Source organism: Pseudalkalibacillus salsuginis, assembly GCF_021646685.1.
Taxonomy (GTDB): Bacteria; Bacillota; Bacilli; order Bacillales; family Fictibacillaceae; genus Pseudalkalibacillus; species Pseudalkalibacillus salsuginis.
Window position 1 is genome coordinate 427232 of record NZ_JAKJHW010000002.1, and the last position, 25196, is coordinate 452427.

Consider the following 25196-nt stretch of genomic DNA (forward strand, 5'->3'; position numbering starts at 1 on the left):
AGAATCCCTTTATTCGTTGGAACTTCCTTTTCAGATAACCGCGCTTCTCTTATATGAGATTTGCCTTGTAGGCTTCTATACTTGTCCGCATCATTTCAGTTGTGCTTCAGCTTGTGCCTGTGCATCTGCCAATACGTCATCCAGGTTTTTTCCTTTTAGATAGTTTTGCATTTCAGCTACTAAAATATCTTCAATAGCATAAGTATGCAAGCCGTAGTTTACGCTTGGGATCTCTTCCATCCATTTTGAAAAGTCAGAAGTGACAGATTGACCACCGAAGAATTCATTTTCAGTCTGGTAGGCTTCTCCATCTGAAGCTGGTGTGTAGGTACCAAGGGCACCGACTTCAAGGACAAGATCCTGATAGAATTCTTTATTTGATCCGAACGTCTTACCAAGAAACTCAGCTGCTTTCTCTTTCCCAGGTATGTTTAACACGTAGAACGAACTTCCGCCCAGGTTTGATGCATTTACAGAACCTTCTATGTCCAATTTCGGAATCGGAGCAACTGCCCATTTACCAGCCTGTGAGTCCTCGGCTTCAATACTAGGGGTGATCCAGTTGCCACTTGGAACCGTTGCAACATCCCCGTTGTTGAATGCAGCTAAGAATTGGCTCCAATCCGAGTTTGCTTTGATAAAGTCTGCCTCCATCATGGCTTTATAGTTTTCGAAAGCTTTTCTTAAAGGTTCGTTATCTACTAGATTGACAGTTTTTCCATCTTCCTTCATGTACCAGGAGCCTGCACTCTGAATCATTACACGAATGATGCCTAAGTCATTGGGATCAAGAGTCATCATGTCTTTACCTGTTTTCGCTTTTACATCTTTACCAATCTCGATGTATCTTTCCCACGTTATGTTCATCAAGTCTTCCTTCGTATATCCAGCTTCTTTAAAGTAGTCGGTACGGAAGTACAATCCCGTAACACCTGTGTCAAACGGTAATCCATACTGCTTTCCATCAAAGCTGGTAGGTTCCAGCTTGTACGGTGCGAAATCATCCAGGTTGAAGTATTCATCAATCGGGAAAAACGCATCGGGATACGACTGTAAAAAACCTTGGGCACGTTGATCCTCGATTAAAACAATATTAGGCATCCCTTTCATACTTCCCGAACTAAGTCCTGTGTTTAACTTTTGCACAATATCATCTTGTGCATTTTCGATAACGTCAAGTTCTAGATCTTTACCATAGGATTCTTTAGCAATCTCTAGAGCAGCAATGTTAAAATGCGGATCCCACGCCCAGGCCGTAATTTTATCTGGTTCAGCTTCTCCTCCGCTCGTTTCATCAGAAGAACATGCTGCCAAAGCAAGAACCGTGACAACAGCCACCACTAACAACCAAATCCTTAATTGGGAAAACCTCATCATTTAAACCCCCTCTTTTTTTGTAAGCGCTGACATTTTACTTGCTTCAATGATACCATCAACAAAAAAAAGACCGTTAGAACGATCTTTAGAAATTCATTAAACTATTTTTAGAAATTTTCTCCGTGAAGAAAATCGTTTTTGGCATTATTTTTAGATTTTGTATTATTTTTAGTCATTTCTTCTAATAACGGTAAGACAATTTTTACTTTTGTTCCTTTTTTCAATTCACTGGATACTTGCACACCATAAGCATGACCGAACAAGAATTGGATCCGTTCATGAACGTTTCGGATGCCGATTCCGCTGAACAGTTGTCTCTTTCCTTTATTGCTTTGTATTTTGTCTATTTGCATGCCATCCCCCGTGTCGATCACCTCGCAAATAAGCTTATTGTCCCGCTTAGCAATCAAGATTTGAATGAACCCTTGTTTCTTTTTTGTGAATCCATGGAAGAAAGCATTCTCTATGAATGGCTGGATCACCAGTTTTGGTAAATGATAGTGGAAACAATCTGGAGCAATGAGTGTATTCACTTTGACTCTATCCCCATATCTCGTTTGATTGATCAAGACATAGTTTTTTATATTCGTAACCTCTTGTTCAACTGTAATCGTCTCATCCACATTCCCAAGCGCGTTTTGCAGCAAGGGTATCAAAGCATCAATTGTATCGAACGCCGCTCCCTTTTTTCCTTCCTTCACCAGGAATTTAACCGACGTCAACGTGTTATAGAGAAAATGCGGATTGATCTGATATTGAAGAGCCTCCAGTTCAGATTTCCGCTGCTTACGCTGTGTCTTCAGCAAAACTTCTACATGCTCCTGCAATTCATTGAGCATATAATTGAACGCATGGGCAATTTTCCTCGCTTCATAACCACCGCTTTCCTCGACAGGCTTGCTGAAGTCATACTTCGCCATATCGGAAATCTGTCTTACAAGCTTGCTTATCGAGGTAGTCATTCTTCTGGATATGATGAAAACAACCCCGACTGCGAGCAGGACAATGCCTATGCTTATGAGGACGATTTCTTTTGTATCAATCAAATTATCAATGACCATTTCTTTGTCGATTAGATTGACAAGATACATATCGAGTGCTGGCAAAGCCTCCGCTAATAACATATAATCTTTGCCGAATACGTGGACATCTTGATACTCCAACCCATTTTCTTCTGTCTCTTCAGCATGCTCAAGCAAGTCCTGTGTATCTCGTCCGATTAAGTCTTGTTCGTTACTTGAGATGATCATTCCGTTGCCATCCACTACTAATATACTGTTTCCTTCACTTGTATAGCCTTCATAAGATTCTCTCAGGTCCCGTTCTCGAATAGGAATGTATACATAACCATAAATATTATTGGTGGACCTCTCCGTAAGCGCCTTTGTCGCTACGATTATCTGACTTCCATTGGTAATATCACTGTCTGGAATAAATTGATAGAGGATCTCATTCGGTTTCGCCTTCGTATTTTGAGTGATCCGATGGTCGATCAAGTCGTCAGCAGATACAGGCCAATTCATATATTTCATGTTGAACAACCGTCTGTTTTTGCCTAATACGATAAGGTTTGCCTTATGCGGAACTTCTGAATAGATCCGTTCTAACTGATCCTCTATCGTATAAAAGGAATTGGAAGCCTCGAGCGAGCTGATATCATCCAGTGTCAACAACCGCTTGATCGTCCCATTGTTCTGCACGTTGATTACTCTGGAAACCACAGAATAACTGTAAGATTCGAATTGCTTTTTGATCTGGCTAAGCACTTTCGTATTCGTGATGCTGAACGTCTCCATGAATAGGTTATTGGACATACGAAATGTACTGAAGGTAATAAGTACCGAAACAGAAATGATACTGATTACCATGACGAGAAACATCTTAATGAATAGATTGTTATTTTGAACCGTTCTTATGAACCTCTTCATTATTGTCCTCAATTCATTACCGGAGCATTCTTACGGTACCTGCCAGGAGATGAGCCTTCTAGACGTTTAAATACCTTGCAAAAGTAACTGGGTTCTGAGTACCCCACCATTTCACTTACCTGGCATACGGAAGCAGAGCTGGACTCCAGGATCTGCTTTGCATTTTCTATTCTCACTTGATTTAGATAATCACAGAATCCTACCTTAAGGTGAGTACTGAAATAACTTGATAAATAGGAAGGATTGAAGTGAAAATGTTCAGCTAGTATGGTTAAAGAGAGTGGCTCTGCATAGTGATCTTCAATATATTGCAACAACGATTTCATGTTAAGCGGGCGATCCTTACTGTCATTTACTGCAAGAATCGTTTGGATCTCCTCCAGGAAGTCATCAAAGTGGGCAATAGCCTTTTTGGCATACTTCGCTTCATTAATAACAGTAAAATATTTGTACTTTGCATTCTCCAACTCTTCGACATCGTACTTCATATTTCCCAAAAGGATGATCATATTGAAAATGATATTTTCCAGCCAGGACTTGAACTCAAATATATCAATCGTATAATCACGTGATATAAAGTTAACATGATCCTTTAAGGAACGGACCGTGACCTCGAATCTTTTCTGCTTAAGGAGATCAATGAACCGACTTAAATCAAACGGCGTACTGTATTTTTCTACTTCGGGCAAAGAATCATAGATTAACAACGGATGATCAGACAGATAAAACAGGTAGTCTTTCATCTTTAACAAGTTATTCTCGTAGACTGTTTTCAGCTCATGAATGGATGAAAATGGGACACTCATTAACCAGGAGGTATCCGCTACTGATCTTCTATGCTGCTCAGCTGTATTCGTTAGGGTTTGTTTAATGGATGCCAGCTGTTCGGGGTCATGATTAAGCATCACGAGAATGGAGTCGTCTATATCCGATGGAATGAAGAAAGTTTCCATCTGACTGGTCTGTTCCATCAACTGATTGCTGATTTCCTTAAAGGTTAATAGGTTTTCTTTATTTTCCAGACTGCAAACCGCTATAAGGTTGAATTGGCTGTAAGGAAACTCTTTTATTAATGCTTCTTCACTTTTCGTCAAGGAATATCCGAGTATACTCTTTTTCAATAGTTCTTCCATAGAAGGCGGGCTTTGCTTTATTTCACAGAAACTTGAAGGCTCTGGTACAATTTTCCGTAAGGTTTCAAGTAATACTTCACCCTTTAATTTCGGTTTTAATATGTAATCGGCTACACCATTTTGAAACGTAGAGCGGACATAATCAAAATTCTCAAAACTGCTTAATACAATAATTTCAATGGCTGGATACTTCTCTTTAACCACTCTGACTAATTCGATTCCATCCATACCGGGCATAACGACATCAGTAATGATGATATTTGGGCGTTCTTTTTCAATCAATTGCAGGGCCTCATCCCCATTGGAAGCCTCCCCGACAATCTGAAAACCTTCTTGTTCCCAATCTATATAGTTAATGATTCCTTGCCTGATCAGCATTTCATCATCAACCACTAATACCTTGTACAGACCCCTCATAACAATCTCTCCCTTGATAAGTAAATTAATTTGGGATTTCCTTCTTAACATACCTCCAGAAAAACAGACGATCCAAAGTATATATTATTAGATTTTTTAAAAATTTCTGATACTTTTATTTTAAATTCTTTTCGAACCGTCGTAAACCCACAATTCCATACATTTATTTCTCAAAAGGAATATAAAATTGTTAAGTACTGCTAAGAAAAATACAAATTTGTTTTCTTTAAACGAAAAGAGCGATTGCGTTAAGCCGCAAATCGCCCTTCACTATATGGATTTTATAGGAGTATATATATCTTCATTCATTCATAACAAGTTAAAAGATATGCCCCCTGTGTCAGAATAGTTGTCGTACCCCTCATTAGAAGTATAGTTGGTAAATAGAGGATGAGGTGAGAACAATAGCTAGAGCTTTCCTATTAATTTGATACAGAATCCTGTACCGTTGGGTTGAACCCTTTAACGATTAACCATATAGCCAAAACCAATTGTTGAAAGGCTATTGGAATGTTCAACATCATGTAGGTTGAATCCAGACCGATGAAGCGAATCATAAATAATAAGCTTGCCAATATAGACAATGTAGATCCAATAAGACCCCAAACTGACAACCAACGTGGAACTAGTTTTGTTTGGAAAAATATCCAGTTAAACAAAAGCATAGCCAAAACAAATGCCAGTGTCGTTGCCACATGATTCACCAAATCACGTCCTGTCTGTAACAATCCACCTAATGTCTGGAAATACGATACATCCAGAGTTCCAACTTTTGCAAATTCGTGGCTTAATGTCAATAGCAACAGAAGAATGATTACACCAATAATAATGAAAACACCCGCAATAATGCCGAAAGCAACAGATCCAAGAGCTAAACCTTTATTATGCTTACTTAAAATCGGATGCATCAAAATAGGAATACCGACATATGCAACAACCATTAACAACTGGAAAAACGCTCCTATAAGTACCTGGTTTTCATATGTAAAAGCCTTCACCATGTAATCTGCTCCATCTATAACAGGAACAACACTAAATATACCTGCAACCATTCCGGCTATTAATAACACTCCAGTAATTATTGCAGACCTTCTACCTGAATTTGTACTTTTCCTCAACATATTTAACCTCCTTATAAATACCTCTTTTTTAATAATATGACAGGAAAAGGTAAAATAAAACAGATACTTTAGTATGATCAGGCACTGTCAAGAAAGTGGCCACTATCAAAAATATTATGACCCTTCCTTAGATGAATTCGTTTCCTATGGTAAAAAAGCTCAATGTATCTGTAGATCGTTTTAACCGCTTTTTCTTTTGTCTTAATATCTTACACAAGATGAAGAGAAACAAGTCTACTAATCTATTGAATTTCAAGGGAATCGCGAACAACTTTTATGACAAACGCCGTATGTACCGTAACGATTTCATCAATCTGTTTGATCTTTTCCTCCAAAACCCTCATTTTTTGAATACCAGCTTTCCGGAAATAACAAGCATGATTGAAATAGATATGTCCAAGCGCTGTATTCAGAAGTATACCTTTATAGGGTTAAGACAAAGAATAGAAATAGGAAATAAAAATAGAGTTTTTTATTGTATTATTTTCAGTTATGAAAAGGGTGGGGGAATATGATTATTCCAGAAGAAGTCGCTGCAAAAATAGATGCCGTTTATAAAAAACTAGCTCATGCTAACGACAAAGATCGTCAAATATGGTTTGAATATGAGCTTCTATCATGGCAATGGTGTTTAAGTGTCTTGCTTTCAATCCTCCCATGGTTATTATGGTGGAAATTCAGGAAAAAAGAGAGTTCAAATCGATTATTAAGTGGAGCATTTTATATTATTTCGGTCTCAATGCTTCTTGATTCCTTTGGAGCGGATTTAGGCTTGTGGGATTATCGGTATGAAGTCGTTCCATTTTTACCTTCTTTCATCCCGTGGGATTTATGCCTTCTTCCAGTGATCTTTATGTTCTTTTTACAGATCAAACCGAAGATGTCCCCTGTTTTAAAAGCGGTGCTCTTTTCAATTATGGGAGCTTTCATTGGTGAACCGATTTTTCAATGGCTGGGATATTATAAACCAATTAATTGGAACCCCATTTATTCACTCCCTATATACTTTTTAGTGTATCTAATCGGATCCTTCCTTGTTATGGGCAAACACTTTGAAGAGCTGAAAACCGAGGAAGCCAAATAGCAGCATCGGTAACGACCAAACAGGAGATTGTCGGAAGGCCTTTTCCTCTTCCTACAATCCCCAGGTACACCTTTACTAATATGATGCCAAAAGCGCCAAGTCCCTGCCAAGCTTAAGCAATAACCCCCTCTTATATTTGGAATAGTAGTATTTTCACACTATAAGAAAGCCTATTCCTTGTGTATCAGTGCAACTAAGGTCCGCCGTCGCCCCAGGCTTGGCTTTACCAAAATTTCTTTAAAAGGTGTTTGATGACGCCTCCACCAAGAATGGTCGCCTCAGGATCAGATTGGTCATCCCTATTCCAAGATAGAAGCCTGCCTCCTTAAATGCTCTCAATGCAAGCTCGTTTCTCTTTCGAATCGATGACTCCAGCTGCGGCTACACCGATTCCAGCCATTTCATCTATTGAGACATTGCTATTACAACAGCTCATCAATCATCCTATAGACTCTGTCTAACACCTCAACTGGACAGGTTTCCGGATCGGTATCAATGGATATTTTTTCCGAATATATCTCCTGTTTTGTTGATGACTGCCCCAGTAATATTGGTTCCGCCGATATCCTGGCCTATCGCATGCGGTTTGCTGTTATTCATGTGTATCTTCCTGTTACCTCTTGAAAGGAAAGATTTCGTCCATCGTGTCAGCAAGATTTCCTATGAAAGACTGGTGAAAATGTTGATGTGGAGGTATTTCAGGAATGACGAATCCTTCATACCCGATTTCCTCCAGCGCATCTGTTACTCGGTTCCATTTGATATCTCCTGCCAAAAGAGGAACAAATCCATTTGCATTTCCAACACTTGCTTTAAAGTCTTTGACATGAACCGATTTTATACGGTCAGAAAGAATTCTGATCCAGTCCTCTGGAAATCCGAATGGATACACATTGCCAGCATCAAAATAAACCCCTATGTTCGGACTTTTAAATTCATCTACAAACTGTCGCATCTCAAGAGGACTTAATAGGAATTTATTCCAGACATTCTCAATTCCGATTGTAATACCAGCTTTTTCAGCAAGAGGTAGCAACTTTCGCAATGATTCCTGTGAACTTCCATACGCTTTTTCATACGACACATGCTCATTAACGACCCCCGGCACTACCAGTACGGTATCGGCTTCGAAAACTACCGCCATCCGGATCATCTCTTCAACGATCGCCAGCCCTTTCTGGCGTATATTTGCATCCTCATCTGTCAACGGGCATTTCCATAATAAATCTGTCGATAAACTAGGAAGGGATAGCCCTGCGTCTAAAGCTTTCAGTTTAATGTCCATCAAGTCTTTGTCTTTCAAATTCAGTGGCAATGGTGCAAATGGATCATCAGAAAGGTTCAACTCTACCCCTTCATATCCATGGTCCCTGGCTGACTTGAAAATGTCCTCTATTGAATAGGATTCAGGGAAACACCAAGCATTTATACCTTTGTTCATTCACACCCTCTCCAATCCACGATTGAATCGTTGTTTATCATGACGTTCAGGTCTTATAATATTGATCATACCCCCAGCTTGGTAAGCTCTTAATATGCTAACCTATATAGCCTTTTTGAGGACTTTACATCCGGTTTTTCAGACTCAAAGGGTCTTATAAAGCCTCTATGAGGACCTTACATCCGGTTTTCCGCACTCAAAGGGTCTTATAAAGCCTCTATGAGGACCTTACATCCGGTTTTCCGCACTTAAAGGGTCTTATAAAGCCTCTATGAGGACCTTACATCCGGTTTTTCGCACTCAAAGGGTCTTATAATACTCAAACTTCATCATTTACACATGCATCAGCCAATGTATATTGGCTTTTTCCTAGATGCTGATTCATAAGCGGCAATCGCCACTTCTACCGCTCTCATCCCATCCTCACCAGTGATGGAAGGCTCTCGCTTGTTCAGTACGGTTGTGACAAAATCCTGGATCAATCCAAAATCCATGTCATCACCCCAGAAATCCCACGCTAACCCTTTGTCATCGCTGTAAACATTCACTTTCTGGGCAAACGCGTCGATCGAGACCATACCATCAGTGCCGATGATTTCAAGAGTGACATCCCCCCATGTCGGGTAGGTCTTGTTACGGTTCCAGCTGCAATCTAATGTGGCGAATACTCCATTTGTGAATTCCAGTGTAAGAATGCCGCAATCATCAATCTTTTCCTCAGTGATCAGCTGGTCCACTTCAGCATAGACTTCATTCACCTCTGCTTTCATCAACCAGCGCATGACATCCACAACATGTACAGTGTGATCCATCACCGCTCCGCCGCCTGATTTTTTCGGATCAATGAACCAGCCACCTGGATTCGTTCCCCGGTTCGTCCCCTTCATGGCAAGGATTCGTCCTAGTTTCCCCGCTTCCACCAGCTCCTTCGCCCGAATGATCGATGTATTGAAGCGGACAGGAAATGCCGTCTGGAGGATGACTCCATTTTCCTTGCATACGGCGACCATTTTTTTTGCATCTACGGTATTGGTCGCCAATGGTTTCTCACACAGGATGTGTTTCCCTGCTTCAGCAGCTGCGGTCACATGATCCACGTGATGCACGTTTTCAGAAGTGACAATCACCGCTTCTATTTCAGCACTCAGCAATGAATCGACATCCCGGTAGTAGTCGGTCTGAAAAGTATCAGCCATTTTTGTACCACGGGTTACGTTGTCATCTGCAATTCCAGCCAGTTCGACTCCGTCAATCCTTTGAATGGATCTGGCATAACTATAAGCATGCATATGAGCGAAACTTATGATTCCGATTTTCATGAAAACTCCTCCTTAAACTCGCGGGTGTACCTTTTCTGAATTCAGAGTAACCGGCTTTCCCGACTGGATCGACTCCAGAGCGGCAATAGCAATTTCTACCGCTTTATAAGCGTCTTCTGCTGTCACTTTCGGTTCCTCATCTCGTTCGATGCATAATAAAAAGTGTTCAAGCTCCAGATAATAAGGGGTCTTTTTCAATGGACTTTCCGGAACCGCGACCCCGCCAGCCCCCTTTCCAGCCTTCTTGCTCTTCATGACAAGTGGCATTTCTTTTGCACTGTCATAGTCAATGATTCCTTTCTGTCCTGCAATCTCGTATCTCGTCGTAAATCCCTCATGTGCCCACGAGCCTTCCACATGGGCGATTACCCCGCTTTTAAAGCGGAGGGTGACCAGGGCATAATCAAGGCGCAGTAAATTCCTACCTAACAAGCTTTTGGCATAGACTCGTTCCACTTCTCCGAACATCCATCGCAAATAGTCAAAATCATGGATGATCATATCGAGGATCAGACCGCCGCTGTAACTAAAATCGGCATACCAATCGTTCCAGCCTGTCGGAAAGATTCCCCCGCGAAACGTACGAGCCACTGCGGGTTTGCCTATGGCCCCTTCTTCAATCCGTTTTTTCGCTAACTCATATTCAGGAAAGAAACGGACTACGTGCGCGACGAACAACTTTACATTCTTTTCTCTACAGAAATCGATAATCCCCCTCGCATCCTCAAGGGTGCGGGCGATCGGCTTCTCGCAGATGATATCGATCCCAATCTCCGCGAACCGAAAGACCATTTCTTTATGCATAAAGGTAGGCAAGCATATATCGACTATATTTAAATAATCGAGTGTGGATAGTGCTTCATCGACTGAAGCAAAGACCGGCGCACCAAGTGGGGAAGCAACCTTGGCTGCTTTTTCATAATCACTGTCCACGATCCCGACTACTTGTACGTCATCCATCTCAGCATAAGCCGCTGCATGCACTTTTCCCATCGTACCTGCTCCCAGAATTAACACATGATGCATTGAAACCTCTCCCTTCTATTCTTTTACAGCTCCTGACATGAAGCCTTTTATGAAGTATTTTTGAACAAAACTTAACATTACGGCAATTCTCCATGAAACCGTTTTTCCCTTTTTATTTTTTAAACAGATTCAAAAATGATTTCCATGTTATCTCTCGTTTAGTCTCTCTATATATAAAAACCACACAACATTAACGTTGATGTTGTGTGGTCATTTTAAATGGCCTTAACCCCGCCATACTCTATTCTAGTTTTCAAACCTCAGACTTGACTAGCACATAGCGATCATCAAATTTAAGAGGTTGTTGCATATTCTTTATTTTCTAGTGCCTCATAGATATTTGTATACGTGTAGCCATGTGCATCAGCTACTCCTTCTAGAGTGACTTTACCATTCATTACATTAATCCCTTTTGCTAAGGCAGGATTATCCAAAGCTGCTTTTTCATACCCCTTGTTTGCAATTTCCAACCCAAATTGCGTTGTGACATTCGTTAAAGCAATGGTAGAAGTTCGTGAGACAGCACCAGGCATATTTGCTACAGCATAATGGACGACATTATGTCTAACATAAGTAGGGTCAGCATGAGTTGTTATATGATCGATTGTTTCAATCGAACCTCCCTGGTCAACTGCAACATCGACGATTACAGACCCCGCCCGCATGTCTTTAACCATATCCTCTGTAACGATTTGTGGGGCTCGGGCTCCTGGTACTAAAACTGCTCCAATTAACAAATCAGCAGATTTTACTGCAAGTCTTACTGTTTGGGGGTTAGATATTATGGTTTTTAACTGTCCATTAAACTGGTCATCCAATTGCCGTAAACGATCTGCACTTATGTCTAGTATTGTTACACTAGCCCCTAAGCCTAAGGCCATTTTGGCAGCATTCGTTCCTACTACGCCTCCCCCTATAATGACGACTTCTGCCGGAGCAACACCAGGAACTCCTCCAAGCAATATTCCCTTTCCACCTTTACTGTTTTCTAAAAACTGGGCACCTATTTGTACAGACATACGCCCTGCAACTTCACTCATAGGTGTTAATAAGGGAAGAGAACCATTTTCTAATTGGATCGTTTCATACGCTATAGCAATAACTCCGTTTTCTAAAAGAGATTGTGTAAGATTTGGCACGGGAGCTAAATGCAAATATGTGTATAGAATTAAACCCTCTTTAAAAAACTTATATTCTGATTCGATCGGTTCTTTCACTTTAATGACCATATCTACATCCCAAGCGTTTTGAGGATCCTGCACAATTGTTGCTCCTGCATTTATATAATCATTATCGGTAAACCCACTTTCACGACCTGCATTTTTTTCGATCAGCACTTTATGTCCAGCATTTATATAGACAGCAACATTGTTAGGTGTCAGCGCTACCCGGTTTTCATTGTTTTTTACTTCTCGAGGCACACCAATTATCATATTCATACCCCTTTAAGAATAAGTTAGTTTATTGACATTGTTTTTCTTCTGAACAGAAGATGATGGTAAATTTAATTGCAGTCAAATAAGAAGTTAATAAACTTTATACGTTTGACCGGACTGGGCTCCTAGGATACTTTTCTTGTATGCAAGGGCTACATCCTTAGCTTCTCTAGGTTTAAACCCTTTAAACAACGAACCATACTTTTCTTTTGCTTCAGTAACCATCGTTGGGCTTACATTATTAATACGAATATTTTTAGGTAGTTCGATTGCCGCAGACCTCACAAAAGCTTGCACTCCCCCGTTTGCCATGGCAGCTGAAGAAGCTGTTACTAACGGATCGTCCATTAAAATACCTGTCGTTAATGTAATACTTCCATTTTCCCGAATGTAATCAAGACCAAGAAGGACTAAATTAATTTGTCCGAGAAGTTTACTATTAACAGCCACTAAATTTTGCTCGGGGGTCATTTCTTTTACGTGACCAAAGTGGGCCGCCCCGGCCGTGCAGACTAACGCATCTATTTCACCTACTTTATTAAACATCTCTCTAATACTCTCAGTTGATGTAATGTCTACCTTCACATCAGCATTCGTTCTAGCCGCACTTATAATATCCGCATCAGATTTCATTTCATTTGCAACCGCTGTTCCTAGAGTACCAGTTGCGCCTACTAGTAAAAGTCTCATAATTTTCACGCTTCCACCTTTCATAGTCTGATTACCAATCGTTAATAATGATATGTTACTAGAAGTTAAGCTTCCCTTTTTTTAATTTTCGATATTTGTGTCAGATCAACTTCAGACTTTTGATAGAACTTCTTACGTGCATCAGAAATACCAGGATGAAACTGGATTAAAGCTTTATCTCTGGTAATGTTAACATTCTCAATTGCTTTATTTATTGAGGTCTCCATTTGCTCCCAATCGTTCATAATATCTGCAGCTATAGCCAACCCAGCAACTCTTCCTTGAGCCATTGCTACTTTCGCACTTTCAATACCTGTTATATTTCCAGCTACATAAAGACCAGGAATATTCGTCTGCATTTGTTCATTGTGCACCGGAACATGACCACCTAGCTCTGGTATATATTTGAATGAGCAACCGATGATTGAAGCAAGTTCTGATAAAGGGGTTAATCCTCCCGCAATACATACAAAGTCAGCGTCCACTACTTTTTCACTTGTATGATCAATTTCACCGTTTGCCTTAATATTCGCTGTCCGTACACCGGTAGCAAAACGATCTCCTACGATTTCTAGAGCAGCATTCTTAAGGCGAAGTGGGATATCAAACATTCTGATCCCTTTTCTCGGAAAAAGCTTTATTGCAATTTTGGGATGTACCAATTTCCCTATTTTACCTAGTTGGCGAAGTATAGGAGTAGGTGCAAGATGTGTCAATCGCATTAAAGAAGATAAAACCTGTTCAGGATTGCCAGCTTCGTTTGACGTAATATCTGCTTTAGGAATAATGATTTCTTTAACATTTACACCACATAACTTTAGTTCATTCGCAATAGCCATAGACAACACGTTAGCTCCAATAATGATACATGAATTTCCTGGCTTTACTCGATGAACATTTCCCATTATCTGAGCTGCTCCTATGGTCATTACTCCTGGAAGGGTCCACCCTTTCACTGGAATAGGACTTTCTGTAGCTCCTGTAGCTAGAAGCAGTTTTTCAGCTTTGTATTCCCCTTTAGTGGTGTATACGTCCCATCCATTTTTCGATTGACTAATATCATAAACGGAAACCTCACACTGAATCGTTACCCCTAATTGACGAGCCCGTTGACTAAGCTGTTCTCCTTTCTGTATACCATTCCACCATTCACCGTTTGGTTCTTGATGAAGCTGTCCGAGAAGACGCCCACCTGCCTTCGGGAATTCGTCAATCACAGTAACAGATAGCCCTTTTTCTGCTGCAGCAATTGCAGCACTTAATCCAGCAGGTCCAGCTCCAATGATAAGAAGGTCTGACACTTTACTTCACCTACTTTAAGTAAACTTAAGATAACGAATGTATTCTCATTCCTTCTGAGACAGGCGTTAAGCATGCCCTTACAATATTTTCTTCATTTACGCGAACTCTGCATTCAAAGCAATGACCAATATTACAATAAACCCCTCTTCCTTTCCCGCTTACTTCATGATATCTTAATGTCTTTACTCCTTCTGCCATCATGGCTGAAGCTATGGTATCACCTTCATAAGCTTGATAGGCTTGATCATCGAAATAGATTGTTATTCTCCGTTGATTTTCCAAATTTCCTAGAACAGGGTGGTATTCAACTCTCATCGTCATTCCCGCTACCTCCTAACTGCCCGAAGGTTACTGGCCGTATAGGCGGACGATAGCTGAGTTGACTTTCATTGCTAACCTTCTCATTGTTGATGTCTTGTACAACTTTTTCTATAATTGTTCGACATATTCTTCCTCCACAATATCCCATTCCAGCGCGCGTTCTTAATTTCACTTCACGGGAAGAACAATGAAAATGATGGACTATGTCTTTAATCGTACCTAAAGATACTTCCTCACATCTGCATATAATCTTATCGTCATCACTTATCACCGCCATTCCACCTCCTTGTTATAGAAAGCCACCGTAGGGTTTTTGTGATGTCGCCATATGCGCCCACCGAATCATTGTAATAAAATCATATACCGGCAAACCAACTGCCCTTTGAATATCTGCAGCATATGGTGGAAGATCACTACATTCAAGCAGTATAGCTCCCATGTCTGGATGGTTATGGACAAGTTCCAGAGAAGCTTTCACAACTTCTCTACGAACGATATCGTTGTCAAAACTTCCTCTGCTTTCAGTTATTGCTGAAAATTCTGGGAGCCTTCCTAAGTCTTTCACTTTTATATATTCAGTATTATTGACTCCACAGCTTTGAAAAAGATCATCTGTCAATCCATTGATATCTGCTGTTAAAACCCCCACGCTTTGTTCTAATTTTAATCCCTGCTTGATCCATGGGAGTTGAATAACACTTGATAAGAATACTGGTATATCAACCGCATTAGCGACTTGCTTTTGGTAATTCCCAAAAAAACCGCAGGCCCCACAAATTACCTTGGCCCCTTCTTTTTCAAAATCTAGGGCTGCAGCAATAATATCGTCCACTAATGTTGGATCACCCGCATGTATTCTTTCTTGCGTGCACCCGGGTACTACTTTCATCACTACTGGAAAGTCATATGTGGATAGATTAGCTACATTTCCAGGCAAGGTCGGATACCAGCAACCATCTAAAAATAATATTCCAACTGAATACCCCGAGACATACTGTCCTTTCTTCATCTGTATTCTTGTATTGGATCCTTCACTAATGAGGCCATATTCTTGAGATTGATTTATTGACACTTTCTCACATCCTATCTCACCGTTACATATTCTCCATTGCTGCAATTAAACAGTTTGAACTTCGTAACCTAGCTCAGAAAGTGCTTGTCTCATTTTTTGTTTCAATTCTTCAGAGGCTGGTACGAGTGGTTCGCGTACATGACCTCCTTTAATCCCCAGAATGTCTAAACCTGCTTTTACCGGTCCTGGAACAGGTTCAGCTTCTACATAATCATAAAGAGGAAGAAGTTTTTGGTTTATTTCAATAGCTCCTTCAATGTCTCTATCTTCAGTAAATAATTTATACATTTGAACAATTTCTTTTGGCACCAAATTGTGTACAATTCCTGTTGCCCCATCTCCACCGACTGCTAACGTTGGTAAAATCAAGTGTTCAAATCCAGTTAAAACAGAGAAATCATCTTGATCTTTTGTAAGAGCAATCACTTTACAGGTATGTTCTTGATCTGTCGTATTTTTGACACCAACAATACCATCAATTTTACTCAATTCTGCTATTAATTCTGGCGAAAGTTCAACACTTGTTGCTGCAGGATAGTGATAAATAACGATGCCTATATCAGCGTTTTTTGCAAGTTTAGTGTAATAATCAATAATGCCTTGTTCACTCGTTTTTAAATAATAGGGATTGATAACAAGAGCACAGTCAGCACCGATTTCTGCTGCATATCTTGTAAGTTCAAGAGTATCCTCTGTTTTATGTGCGCTTGTACCGGCCATGATTGGTACGCGGCCTTTAGCCGCTTCAACAGCCGCCTTTAAGACTGATTTCCTTTCATCCATAGACATTAAGGAATATTCACCTGTGCTGCCACCGGCAAGCAGGCAGTGAACCCCGCCATCTATTAAATGATCTATTAATTTATTATAAGAATCAAAGTCTATATTTTCTTCATCATTAAAAGGTGTAGGCATAGCCGGAATCATACCTGTAGGTTTGTACATATTAAATTCCTCCTATTAATATCTTTTTCATTAAATAATTTGACTTGATTGTTTGTAGCGAGAGAATTTCAATCGATCAATATTAAAATCTGTTTCGTGGTTTGAGATTAATTGGGTCATCATTCTACCAGTAATTGGCGCCATACTAATTCCATCACCTTCATGTCCACTAGCTATATAAAAGCCTGGCACTTCTTCTACATCTGAAACAATTGGCAAATGATCAACAACCCATGGTCGAATTCCTGCATAAGAACGAATACATGCTATGTCCTTCAAAACGGGTAAGAAACGTAAAGCTCTTTCTGCAATGCCGCGCATAACTCTATTTTCAGATGTAATGTCATACCCTTTAAATGAGCGGTGTCCTCCTAAAAGGAAATTTCCTGCTTCTGTTGGCTCAATAGTAAAAGCAATATTGTTTTCTTCAACCACTTTGCTTACATTGCGTGAATAGTTTATATCTTCAAATTTCGATAACATATAACCAAATTCATGAACCTTTTGACTAACGACAGGCTTTGTTTTTTCTGATACTAGGACCATCCCTTTTCGTGGCTTTATGGGAATATCGATTCCTACCATTTGGCCAATCTTACCTGCCCATACACCGGCACAATTTACAACCTTTTTTGTGTGTATCATCGCTTTATCAGTAACAACAGCTTCAACACTACCATCCGGTCTCTTTTTGATCGCTTTCACTTCATGATTAGAGTAAAGTTTTAAACCATATTTTTTTGCTTCTTCTACAAAAGCAAAACAAACGAGATACGGGTTCATGGTAGAATCTACCTCTGTCCATATTCCTCCCGCTAAGTCCCTGGCCAAATATGGTTCAATGTCCAGTAGTTCTTTTCCATCTACCATTTTCATGTCATACCCGGCTGCTGCCTGCTCATTGACATAGTAATTTGCGATTTCCAGTTCTTGATCTGTTTCGCACACATATAAGCTGCCTCTGGAAGAAAATTCAAAGTCAAAGGATAACTCTTTAGCCAATTTTTTATATAGTTGAATACTTGTAAAACCCATTTCAGTATCTATGCCAGGTTTTTTGTCACAAATTAGAGCAACTGCATCACAACGACTAGAAGTACCTGAAGCGACATCCCCTTTGTCAACTAGCGCTACAGTGTATCCTGCTTTAGATAGGTGGTATGCAACACTGCATCCGATAATGCCAGCACCAATCACCACAACATCAAAACTATTCATGAGGGTGTGCCTCCTATAACCTTTCTATCACCCTTTAAAAAAACCGGAGGGTTTGACTTCCAATGCTGTGTTAACTTGCTTCTTATACAAATATTCTTCAAAACCGTAGGTTCCAAGGTCTCCACCCCCGAAACCACTTTGTTTGTAACCACTCCAAGGAGCTTCATTGAACGTAGGGTGATAGGTGTTAATCCAGGTTATTCCTGCTTGCAGCTTTCGAATCACTCTCTGAGCTTTAGCGCCATCATTTGTGAAAACAGCCGCAGCAAGCCCGTAGTCAGTACCATTTGCTAATTCTATTGCTTCTTCTTCAGTATCAAATGCTTGAATAACGAGCACAGGACCGAAAATTTCTTCCTGAACAATTCGCATTTCAGGCGTAGTGTTTGAAAAGATAGTCGGCTCAACATAATTGCCTTGAGCCAGGTCGCCGTCTAATACTTGCTTTCCCCCGCATAGAAGTTCTGCACCTTCAGTTTTACCGATTCGAATATAATCGAGCACCCTGTTCATGTGATCTTTTGATATCAGTGGACCCATTTCTGTATTTTCATCCCAACCAGGTCCAATTTTAATTTTCTTTGCCCTAGCGATAAGCTCCTCTACAAATTGCTCATATAAACTGCTTTCCAGAATCAACCGAGAACCAGCTGAACAAATTTGTCCCGTACCAGCAAAGATACCCAGCAATGCATAATCAACAGCAGTATCAAAATCCGCATCGGCAAAAACAATATTTGGTGATTTGCCACCAAGTTCTAAACTAATATTTTTCACCGTATCTGCTGCGTTTTTCATAATGTGCTTTCCAGTATCCGTACTTCCAGTAAAAGAAACTTTATCTACATCTGGATGATTCACCAAAGTGTCACCGACTACTGATCCAGTTCCTAAAACTAGATTGGCAACCCCTTTTGGAAAACCGACTTCATCAATAACTTCAAATAGCCTGATGAGAGTAAGGGGGGTCTGCTTATCTGGTTTTACAACTACAGTACATCCTGCTGCTAAAGCTGCCGACATTTTTTGCGTAGCCATTACGAGCGGATAATTCCATGGAGCGATTAAAGCTGCAACCCCCATAGGCTCACGTACTACCATTGCCTGTATTTCATCTGGAACCTCATAGGTTTGACCATGAGGTTTGGTCGCAAGACCCGCATAATACTGAAATTGGTTAATAGCATCCTCTATATCTACCATAGAATCCTCGTATATCTTCCCATTGTTTAATGTTTCCAGCATGGCAAACTCTTCTTTTCTTTCCTCTAATTTATCTGCTACTTTTAATAGAAGATCCGCTCTTGTTCGTGCGTATGTGGTATTCCAACCATTCTTATAAAAAGCATCCTTAGCGGATTGAACGGCAAAATCTACTTCGCTGGAGTCAGCTTGTGTGACTGTGGCAATAACTTCATTATTTGCCGGGTTGAAGATCTCCCTCGTTTTTTTTGAAGAACTCTCGATCCATTCACCATTTATATACATTTTCTGAACATCTTTTTTGTCTCTTAAAACGCTTTCATAACCTCGGATAGTTGTTTGCATACCTCACACTCCTTCTCAAGTAGTATAAAATTTGGCACCACTTATGAAGAGGCGCAGCAAATTTTTATAGGAAATAATAAATTAAATAGATTGAAAGCTTTCTAATAAGGTTTCTACGATAAATTGATAATCCTGTTCCGTTATGCTTAACGGGGGGCATAACTGAATAATATTGTTGTGCCCGGCAACAGTGTCCTTATTGTTACCTATAAGAAGGCCGTTATTTTTGCAGGCTTTCATAACGGTTTCTATTTTTGAATACTCGATAGGATCTTTTGTACGTTTGTCTTCTACAAGTTCAATTCCCAATAATAAACCATTACCGCGCACATCCCCCACGTTAGGGTGGGCTTTTAAATCTTCTAAATCGTTTAAAAGGCGCTTTCCCATTTCCTTCGAACGTTCAAATAAATTCTCTTCTTCCATTATCTCCAGGTTTTTCAACGCTACTGCACAAGAAGCAGGACTCCCACCATACGTATTCACATGTCTAAAACGGTCATAGTCGCTATTTCCTACAAATTCTTCAAATATTTCACGCTTTACAGCTGTAGCAGCTAAAGGCATATAAGCACTAGTAATACCTTTTGCCATTGTAATAACATCAGGTTTAACCCCATAATTCATAAATCCAAAAGCTTCTCCCGTTCTTCCAAACCCGCATATGACTTCATCAACTATTAAGAGAGCACCGTGATTTTCACAGATTTCTCTTACTCGTTTCATATAATTTTCTGGAGGTATAAGCACTCCACCACCAGTAATAATGGGTTCCATGATGACTCCAGCGATCGTTTCACTTAATTCCCATTTCATGACTTGATCTATTGCCTCTGCACTGGCTAACGTCTCCCTATCTTCAGGATTACGATATAAATCAGGAGGGGCTACATGTATAAAGCCAGATCCTAAAGGTTCATATTTATACTTTCTTTGCGCTTGTCCAGTAGCAGCAAGTGCTCCCATCGTATTTCCGTGATAGGCTCTATAACGGGAGATAAACTTATAACGGTTTACGTCGCCTCTTTGGTGGTGATATTGTCTTGCTATTTTAAATGCTGTTTCATTGGCTTCGGACCCACTGTTGGAAAAAAAGAAAACATAATCATCATCCAAGTATTCGTTCAGTTTTTCGGCTAGCAAAATAGAAGGGTTATGACCATGCGATAACGGAAAGTAAGAAAGCTTGGTGAGTTGATCATAAGCAGCACGTGCGAGTTCTTCACGGCCATATCCTATATTTACACACCACAGTCCTGACATCCCATCCAAATATTCTTTACCGTGTACATCTTTTATCCATGCGCCTTCTGCGCTATCTACGATCAACGAAGTCGATTCATTCGCGTATCCTTTCATTGCATGCCAAACATATTTGGCATCTTTACTTAGAAGTTCATCGGCAGTTTTCTTTGTAGAATACATAAATACCCCCCTGGCCTCTTCATTAATAACGTGCCGTTAACATCTTTTTCCTTGTGTAAAATTCCACTCCATCAGTTCCATTGGCATGAAGATCCCCATAAAAAGATTTCTTATATCCGGAGAAAGGGAAGAAAGCCATAGGGGCTGGTACACCGAGATTTATCCCTAACATACCCGCATCAATTTCTTCTCTGAATTTTCTCACAGCGTGTGCACTGTCTGTAAATAAGCAAGCGCCATTGGCAAAATCAGATTGATTGGTGAACTCGATCGCTTCGTCTAAAGAATCAACACGAACAATAGAAAGAACCGGCGCAAATATTTCATCTTTCCAGATTTTCATTGAGGTATCGACGTGATCAAAAATAGTAGCGCCGGCAAATGAACCTTCTTCATCAACTTCATCTTCTCGACCATCTCGTAATAACGTGGCCCCCTCCTCTTCACCGGCCTTAATATAGGAAAGTGTTCGTTCTTGTTGCTCCTTGCGAATGACTGGTCCGAGAAAAACGTTTTCTTTTGAACCATCACCGATGACAATGTTGTCAGCTTCTGTTTTTAATCTAGCAATGAGTTCATCAGCAATATTTCCCACAGCTACAACGACTGAAGCCGCCATACAACGTTGTCCCGCCGATCCAAAAGCAGCACTGATAATATTAGGAACGGCTACATCCAACTCAGCATCTGGAAGCACGATGGAATGGTTTTTTGCCCCAGCTAGTGCCTGAACCCGCTTTCCATTCGCAGCGGCTGTTTTATAAATATATTCTGCGACTGGTTGTGAACCTACAAACGAAATGGCTTGAATATCTTCATGTTCCAGTAATTCGTTCACAACGTCATGGGCCCCGTTTACAATATTTAATACACCATCTGGAAGCCCTGCTTCTTGAAATAATTCAGCAAGCCGTGTAGCAAGCAATGGGGTTTTCTCCGAGGGCTTGAGCACAAAGGTATTTCCACATGCTATAGCTAAAGGGAACATCCAGCATGGGACCATCATTGGGAAATTGAAAGGTGTAATCCCACCAACTACTCCAATTGGATAGCGATACATTCCTGATTCTATCCCGACTGCAATATCAGGCAATTGTTCCCCTTTCATAAGTGTAGGTGCACCAGCGGCAAATTCCACACACTCAATCCCTCGTTGCACCTCTCCCAGCGCTTCTGTGTAATTTTTTCCATTTTCTTTTGTGATAAGTTCTGCAAGTTCTTCTTTATGCTCGTTTAACAATTGTTGATATTGAAACAATATTCGAGCTCTTTTCGGGACAGGAACTTTTTTCCATGTTTTGTACGATTCATTAGCAACTTTCACAGCTTGTTGAACATCTGACTCACTGGAAATAGCCACCTTAGCAATCACTTCACCAGTAGCAGGATTTACCACCTCGTCATATTTGGGTTCTGAAGGTGTTGTCCATTTACCTAAAATAAAATTATCAATTGTGTTAGCTGTCATAAAAGTACGCCTCCCTCAATGTTTAGAATATTCATATATTTATCTAACTTATTGTCAGTATAAGCAGACAGTAACCATTAGTAAAATGAAAGTTTGGAATGGTTTATATTAATATTTCTCATGGCATAGAGTTTCATAAAAAAAAAAACAGAGCGCCCAATGGGACGTCTGCCTATTTAAACTTTATTTAGCATCATTTACCTTTTTATATTAACTCAACAAGCTACATGGTTTTTCTTTTCGCAACTATTTCATCTGGACTTTCTTCATATTCTTTTTCCCAAAAGTCTGCACCTTTTATGCCTAACTTCGTAGGATTAAATACAGGATCTTTACCTTCTTTTTTCTGCATTTCATAATCCTTTAATACTTTCAATGCCGGTTTCGTTAACAATAGGATCGCTGCTATATTTAACCAGGTCATGATACCGAACCCTAAATCTCCCATTTCCCAAGCAATTGTCGCTGAATTCGTGCTGCTATAGAAAACAAAAACCAGCAGGCCAATTTTAAGTAGATTCAACGGCCAAGTCAGTTTTACTTTTCTATTACGATTGATATAGGCAAGACTTGTTTCTGCTTTATATGAATAAGTGATGATACTAGTAAACGCAAAGAACAAAATAGCAATGGCAACAAATGGAGCACCAAATCCTGGCCAGACCGATTCAATTGCTAGTTGCGCGTTAATTGATCCCGGTTCAGCGTCACCTATATTATTTATAATAGTCCCACCATTTGGAGATACCACATTATACATCCCTGTAAGTAGAATCATAAACCCTGTCGCCGAACAAATGATCAGTGTATCAATATAAACGGATAACGCTTGTACCAATCCCTGTTTAGCAGGATGTGAGACCTCTGCAGCCCCAGATTCGAACGTTTCACTACCAAAGCCTGCTGCATTGGAAAAGGCTCCTCGCTGAACCCCCCAGGCAAGTGCCGAACCAATTAATCCGCCAAAAGTAGCGTCCATGCTGAATGCACTTGAAAAAATAAGTGCTAATATGTTAGGTAATTGTGAAATATTGGTGAGTAAAACAAGTGCACAAACAATAAAATATCCGATAGCCATAAAAGGTACTATTATTTGTGCAGTTGTCGCGATTCTCTTAACCCCTCCAAAAATAATAGCACCAAGTAAAACAACAAGTACGGCTCCAGTAACCATAGGATTAAAACCAAACGCACTTTCCATAGAGAGGGCAATTGTATTAACTTGGATACCAGGTACAAGAATGGTCATCGAAATCATCGTAATGAAAGCAAATAAAATACCATACCATTCTACATTTAGTCCTTTTCCAATGTAATAAGGGGCACCACCTCTATATTCCCCGTCCTGTTTACTTTTATAAACTTGTGCAAGTGTTGTTTCAATAAATGAAGTGCTAGCTGACAAAAAGGCCATTACCCACATCCAAAAAATTGCACCTGGACCACCAAAGGTTATAGCTGTAGCTACACCTGCGATGTTTCCGATCCCTGCTCTGCTTCCAACTGACATGCTCAAGGCCTGGAAAGAAGATACTCCAGCCGCTGAACTATCCCCTTTAAACGTTAACCTTATCATATCCTTAAAATGCCTAAATTGAAAAAAACGAGTAGCAATCGAATAAAACAACCCAACCCCCAAAATAAGGTAAACCAGGGCGGAACTCCACACGATTCCATTCAACCAATTTATAATCGATTCCATCAAAATCCTCCTATCGAAAATTGAAAGTGTTTTAACTATTTTTCAAAACATTAGCAAATAATAGTATTCACCTGATAGCAGAAAGCGTTTACAAAATACCTAATTCACCTTTTGATTCATGTAACCCCCTTTGTTTACCTACTTCTTTGTTACTCTTAACCTTTGATGATTCGAATGATTTTAAATATTCACAAATTTTTTACTTGACTTATTTTCAGTATAATCAGACAATTGATATTAGTAAAATGAAAGTTTGGAATGATTTATATTAATAATTCTCATGTAAGGGGTAGAATATGAGTATTCAAAGGTATGAGGTTTTTAATAAGGTTGTTCAGTTGAAAAATATTACTAAAGCTGGTCTTGAATTAGGTTTGACTCAGTCAGGGGTTAGTCATGCCCTTAAAAGCTTTGAGGAAGAGTTAGGTATTCCTCTATTAATCAGGAACCGTACCGGACTCCAATTAACGAATGAGGGAGAGAGGGTATATGAATATACACTTAGAATCATGCAAACACATCACAATTTATTACAAGAAGTTCAAACATTGAAAGGATTGAAGACAGGGACGATCAAGGTTGGATCATTTGCAAGTGTTACTTCTCAATGGATTCCCAAAATATTAAATATATTCTCTGAAAAGTATCCTGGGATTACGGTTGAAATATATGAAGATGATTATAAAAGTCTTGAAAAAGCTGTTAGCACTGGGGAATTGGATATTTGTTTCACAACAGATTCTGATAACAAAAGCATCGAGTTCATCCCACTTATCAAAGATAAACTTCATTGTATTGTATCAAACGAAAACCCTCTTTCGAAACAAAAGATAATGAAAGTAAGAGATATAGAAAAGTATCCTTTGATCAAACCTAAAAAGGGTTGGGATAATGAAGTCGAGGATTTTTTTAATAAAAATCAAATCGTTCCCACTGTAAAATATGAAGTTTCAGATGATCAATCTATCCTTTCCCTCGTACAAGCAAATATTGGTATTAACATTAGACCGGAATTAGTTTTGAAAAATGCTCCTTCTACTATAACCCTTCTTGATTTTGAGCAAGAAGCGTATCGAATTATAGGGTTAGGTATGAACGAACAAATATCGCCAGCTACTTCTATCTTTATCTCTACTGTTACTGATTTATATCAAGCTATTTAATTGTGTTCAGTCACAAAAGTATTCCTATTTTAATGAGCTTAAGTGATACTTTGGCTCATT

At 39.8% G+C, this 25196-nt stretch carries 21 protein-coding genes; 2 read left to right on the forward strand and 19 right to left on the reverse strand.

Annotated features, from left to right (window positions below; all coding sequences use genetic code 11):
* Positions 1-90: 90 nt before the first annotated feature.
* The 4 genes from L1611_RS07175 to L1611_RS07190 all read right to left on the reverse strand — a co-directional run bounded on the left by L1611_RS07175 (position 91) and on the right by L1611_RS07190 (position 5976).
* A complete protein-coding gene (locus L1611_RS07175; protein ID WP_236312413.1) occupies positions 91-1374 on the reverse strand; it encodes an ABC transporter substrate-binding protein in 1284 nt (427 codons plus the stop codon).
* Positions 1375-1484: 110 nt separating this feature from the next.
* Positions 1485-3305, reverse strand: a complete 1821-nt coding sequence (locus L1611_RS07180) for a sensor histidine kinase (RefSeq protein ID WP_236312414.1) — start codon at positions 3303-3305, stop codon at positions 1485-1487.
* Positions 3306-3313: 8 nt separating this feature from the next.
* Positions 3314-4855: a response regulator transcription factor gene (locus L1611_RS07185; protein ID WP_236312415.1), complete on the reverse strand. Its 1542-nt coding sequence runs from the start codon at positions 4853-4855 to the stop codon at positions 3314-3316.
* Between the two features lie 422 nt (positions 4856-5277).
* Positions 5278-5976 (reverse strand): DUF4386 domain-containing protein, encoded by a 699-nt coding sequence (locus tag L1611_RS07190; protein ID WP_236312416.1) that lies wholly within the window; start codon positions 5974-5976, stop codon positions 5278-5280.
* A gap of 511 nt (positions 5977-6487) precedes the next feature.
* Here L1611_RS07190 and L1611_RS07195 point away from each other — a divergent pair.
* Positions 6488-7060, forward strand: a complete 573-nt coding sequence (locus L1611_RS07195) for a CBO0543 family protein (protein WP_236312417.1) — start codon at positions 6488-6490, stop codon at positions 7058-7060.
* Positions 7061-7673: 613 nt separating this feature from the next.
* On the opposite strand, the gene L1611_RS07200 is transcribed toward L1611_RS07195, so the two are convergent.
* The 15 genes from L1611_RS07200 to L1611_RS07270 all read right to left on the reverse strand — a co-directional run bounded on the left by L1611_RS07200 (position 7674) and on the right by L1611_RS07270 (position 23973).
* Entirely contained in the window at positions 7674-8501 is an 828-nt protein-coding gene (locus L1611_RS07200; RefSeq protein ID WP_236312418.1) for a sugar phosphate isomerase/epimerase family protein, read from the reverse strand.
* A gap of 344 nt (positions 8502-8845) precedes the next feature.
* A complete protein-coding gene (locus tag L1611_RS07205; protein ID WP_236312419.1) occupies positions 8846-9820 on the reverse strand; it encodes a Gfo/Idh/MocA family protein in 975 nt (324 codons plus the stop codon).
* Positions 9821-9832: 12 nt separating this feature from the next.
* On the reverse strand, positions 9833-10846 hold the full coding sequence (locus L1611_RS07210; protein ID WP_236312420.1) for a Gfo/Idh/MocA family protein: 1014 nt from the start codon (positions 10844-10846) through the stop codon (positions 9833-9835).
* A 293-nt stretch (positions 10847-11139) separates the two neighbouring features.
* Entirely contained in the window at positions 11140-12279 is a 1140-nt protein-coding gene (gene ald / locus L1611_RS07215; protein WP_236312421.1) for an alanine dehydrogenase, read from the reverse strand.
* A 93-nt stretch (positions 12280-12372) separates the two neighbouring features.
* Positions 12373-12972, reverse strand: coding sequence for a short chain dehydrogenase (locus tag L1611_RS07220; protein ID WP_236312850.1), 600 nt, complete (start codon positions 12970-12972; stop codon positions 12373-12375).
* Positions 12973-13037: 65 nt separating this feature from the next.
* Positions 13038-14273 carry an NAD(P)/FAD-dependent oxidoreductase gene (locus L1611_RS07225; protein WP_236312422.1) on the reverse strand — a complete coding sequence of 412 codons (1236 nt, stop codon included), beginning with the start codon at positions 14271-14273 and terminating at the stop codon, positions 13038-13040.
* Between the two features lie 25 nt (positions 14274-14298).
* The gene (locus L1611_RS07230) at positions 14299-14595 is read right to left on the reverse strand and encodes a (2Fe-2S)-binding protein (RefSeq protein ID WP_236312423.1); all 297 of its coding nucleotides are present in this window, start codon (positions 14593-14595) and stop codon (positions 14299-14301) included.
* The gene (locus L1611_RS07235) at positions 14579-14872 is read right to left on the reverse strand and encodes a (2Fe-2S)-binding protein (protein WP_265738385.1); all 294 of its coding nucleotides are present in this window, start codon (positions 14870-14872) and stop codon (positions 14579-14581) included. Before L1611_RS07235 ends, L1611_RS07230 begins: the two co-directional genes overlap by 17 nt.
* Positions 14873-14884: 12 nt before the next feature.
* Positions 14885-15667: an aspartate/glutamate racemase family protein gene (locus tag L1611_RS07240; protein ID WP_236312424.1), complete on the reverse strand. Its 783-nt coding sequence runs from the start codon at positions 15665-15667 to the stop codon at positions 14885-14887.
* Positions 15668-15712: 45 nt separating this feature from the next.
* A complete protein-coding gene (gene dapA / locus L1611_RS07245; RefSeq protein WP_236312425.1) occupies positions 15713-16612 on the reverse strand; it encodes a 4-hydroxy-tetrahydrodipicolinate synthase in 900 nt (299 codons plus the stop codon).
* Between the two features lie 30 nt (positions 16613-16642).
* Positions 16643-17830: an NAD(P)/FAD-dependent oxidoreductase gene (locus L1611_RS07250; protein ID WP_236312426.1), complete on the reverse strand. Its 1188-nt coding sequence runs from the start codon at positions 17828-17830 to the stop codon at positions 16643-16645.
* A 27-nt stretch (positions 17831-17857) separates the two neighbouring features.
* Positions 17858-19378, reverse strand: a complete 1521-nt coding sequence (locus L1611_RS07255) for an aldehyde dehydrogenase family protein (RefSeq protein WP_236312427.1) — start codon at positions 19376-19378, stop codon at positions 17858-17860.
* 81 nt (positions 19379-19459) lie between these two features.
* The gene (locus L1611_RS07260; RefSeq protein WP_236312428.1) at positions 19460-20803 is read right to left on the reverse strand and encodes an aspartate aminotransferase family protein; all 1344 of its coding nucleotides are present in this window, start codon (positions 20801-20803) and stop codon (positions 19460-19462) included.
* 22 nt (positions 20804-20825) lie between these two features.
* Positions 20826-22271 (reverse strand): CoA-acylating methylmalonate-semialdehyde dehydrogenase, encoded by a 1446-nt coding sequence (locus L1611_RS07265; RefSeq protein ID WP_236312429.1) that lies wholly within the window; start codon positions 22269-22271, stop codon positions 20826-20828.
* A 223-nt stretch (positions 22272-22494) separates the two neighbouring features.
* Positions 22495-23973, reverse strand: coding sequence for an alanine/glycine:cation symporter family protein (locus L1611_RS07270; protein ID WP_236312430.1), 1479 nt, complete (start codon positions 23971-23973; stop codon positions 22495-22497).
* A gap of 296 nt (positions 23974-24269) precedes the next feature.
* On the opposite strand from L1611_RS07270, the gene L1611_RS07275 reads away from it, so the two are divergent.
* On the forward strand, positions 24270-25136 hold the full coding sequence (locus L1611_RS07275; protein ID WP_236312431.1) for a LysR family transcriptional regulator: 867 nt from the start codon (positions 24270-24272) through the stop codon (positions 25134-25136).
* Positions 25137-25196: the final 60 nt, after the last annotated feature.

Excerpts from the sequence above, each read along its gene's own strand:
- L1611_RS07175 (WP_236312413.1), bottom strand. The coding sequence starts at position 1,374 with ATGAGGTTTTCCCAATTAAGGATTTGGTTGTTAGTGGTGGCTGTTGTC.
- L1611_RS07180 (WP_236312414.1), bottom strand. The coding sequence starts at position 3,305 with ATGAAGAGGTTCATAAGAACGGTTCAAAATAACAATCTATTCATTAAG.
- L1611_RS07185 (WP_236312415.1), bottom strand. The coding sequence starts at position 4,855 with ATGAGGGGTCTGTACAAGGTATTAGTGGTTGATGATGAAATGCTGATC.
- L1611_RS07190 (WP_236312416.1), bottom strand. The coding sequence starts at position 5,976 with ATGTTGAGGAAAAGTACAAATTCAGGTAGAAGGTCTGCAATAATTACT.
- L1611_RS07195 (WP_236312417.1), top strand. The coding sequence starts at position 6,488 with ATGATTATTCCAGAAGAAGTCGCTGCAAAAATAGATGCCGTTTATAAA.
- L1611_RS07200 (WP_236312418.1), bottom strand. The coding sequence starts at position 8,501 with ATGAACAAAGGTATAAATGCTTGGTGTTTCCCTGAATCCTATTCAATA.
- L1611_RS07205 (WP_236312419.1), bottom strand. The coding sequence starts at position 9,820 with ATGAAAATCGGAATCATAAGTTTCGCTCATATGCATGCTTATAGTTAT.
- L1611_RS07210 (WP_236312420.1), bottom strand. The coding sequence starts at position 10,846 with ATGCATCATGTGTTAATTCTGGGAGCAGGTACGATGGGAAAAGTGCAT.
- ald (WP_236312421.1), bottom strand. The coding sequence starts at position 12,279 with ATGATAATTGGTGTGCCTCGAGAAGTAAAAAACAATGAAAACCGGGTA.
- L1611_RS07220 (WP_236312850.1), bottom strand. The coding sequence starts at position 12,972 with ATGAGACTTTTACTAGTAGGCGCAACTGGTACTCTAGGAACAGCGGTT.
- L1611_RS07230 (WP_236312423.1), bottom strand. The coding sequence starts at position 14,595 with ATGACGATGAGAGTTGAATACCACCCTGTTCTAGGAAATTTGGAAAAT.
- L1611_RS07235 (WP_265738385.1), bottom strand. The coding sequence starts at position 14,872 with ATGGCGGTGATAAGTGATGACGATAAGATTATATGCAGATGTGAGGAA.
- dapA (WP_236312425.1), bottom strand. The coding sequence starts at position 16,612 with ATGTACAAACCTACAGGTATGATTCCGGCTATGCCTACACCTTTTAAT.
- L1611_RS07250 (WP_236312426.1), bottom strand. The coding sequence starts at position 17,830 with ATGAATAGTTTTGATGTTGTGGTGATTGGTGCTGGCATTATCGGATGC.
- L1611_RS07255 (WP_236312427.1), bottom strand. The coding sequence starts at position 19,378 with ATGCAAACAACTATCCGAGGTTATGAAAGCGTTTTAAGAGACAAAAAA.
- L1611_RS07260 (WP_236312428.1), bottom strand. The coding sequence starts at position 20,803 with ATGTATTCTACAAAGAAAACTGCCGATGAACTTCTAAGTAAAGATGCC.
- L1611_RS07265 (WP_236312429.1), bottom strand. The coding sequence starts at position 22,271 with ATGACAGCTAACACAATTGATAATTTTATTTTAGGTAAATGGACAACA.
- L1611_RS07270 (WP_236312430.1), bottom strand. The coding sequence starts at position 23,973 with ATGGAATCGATTATAAATTGGTTGAATGGAATCGTGTGGAGTTCCGCC.
- L1611_RS07275 (WP_236312431.1), top strand. The coding sequence starts at position 24,270 with ATGAGTATTCAAAGGTATGAGGTTTTTAATAAGGTTGTTCAGTTGAAA.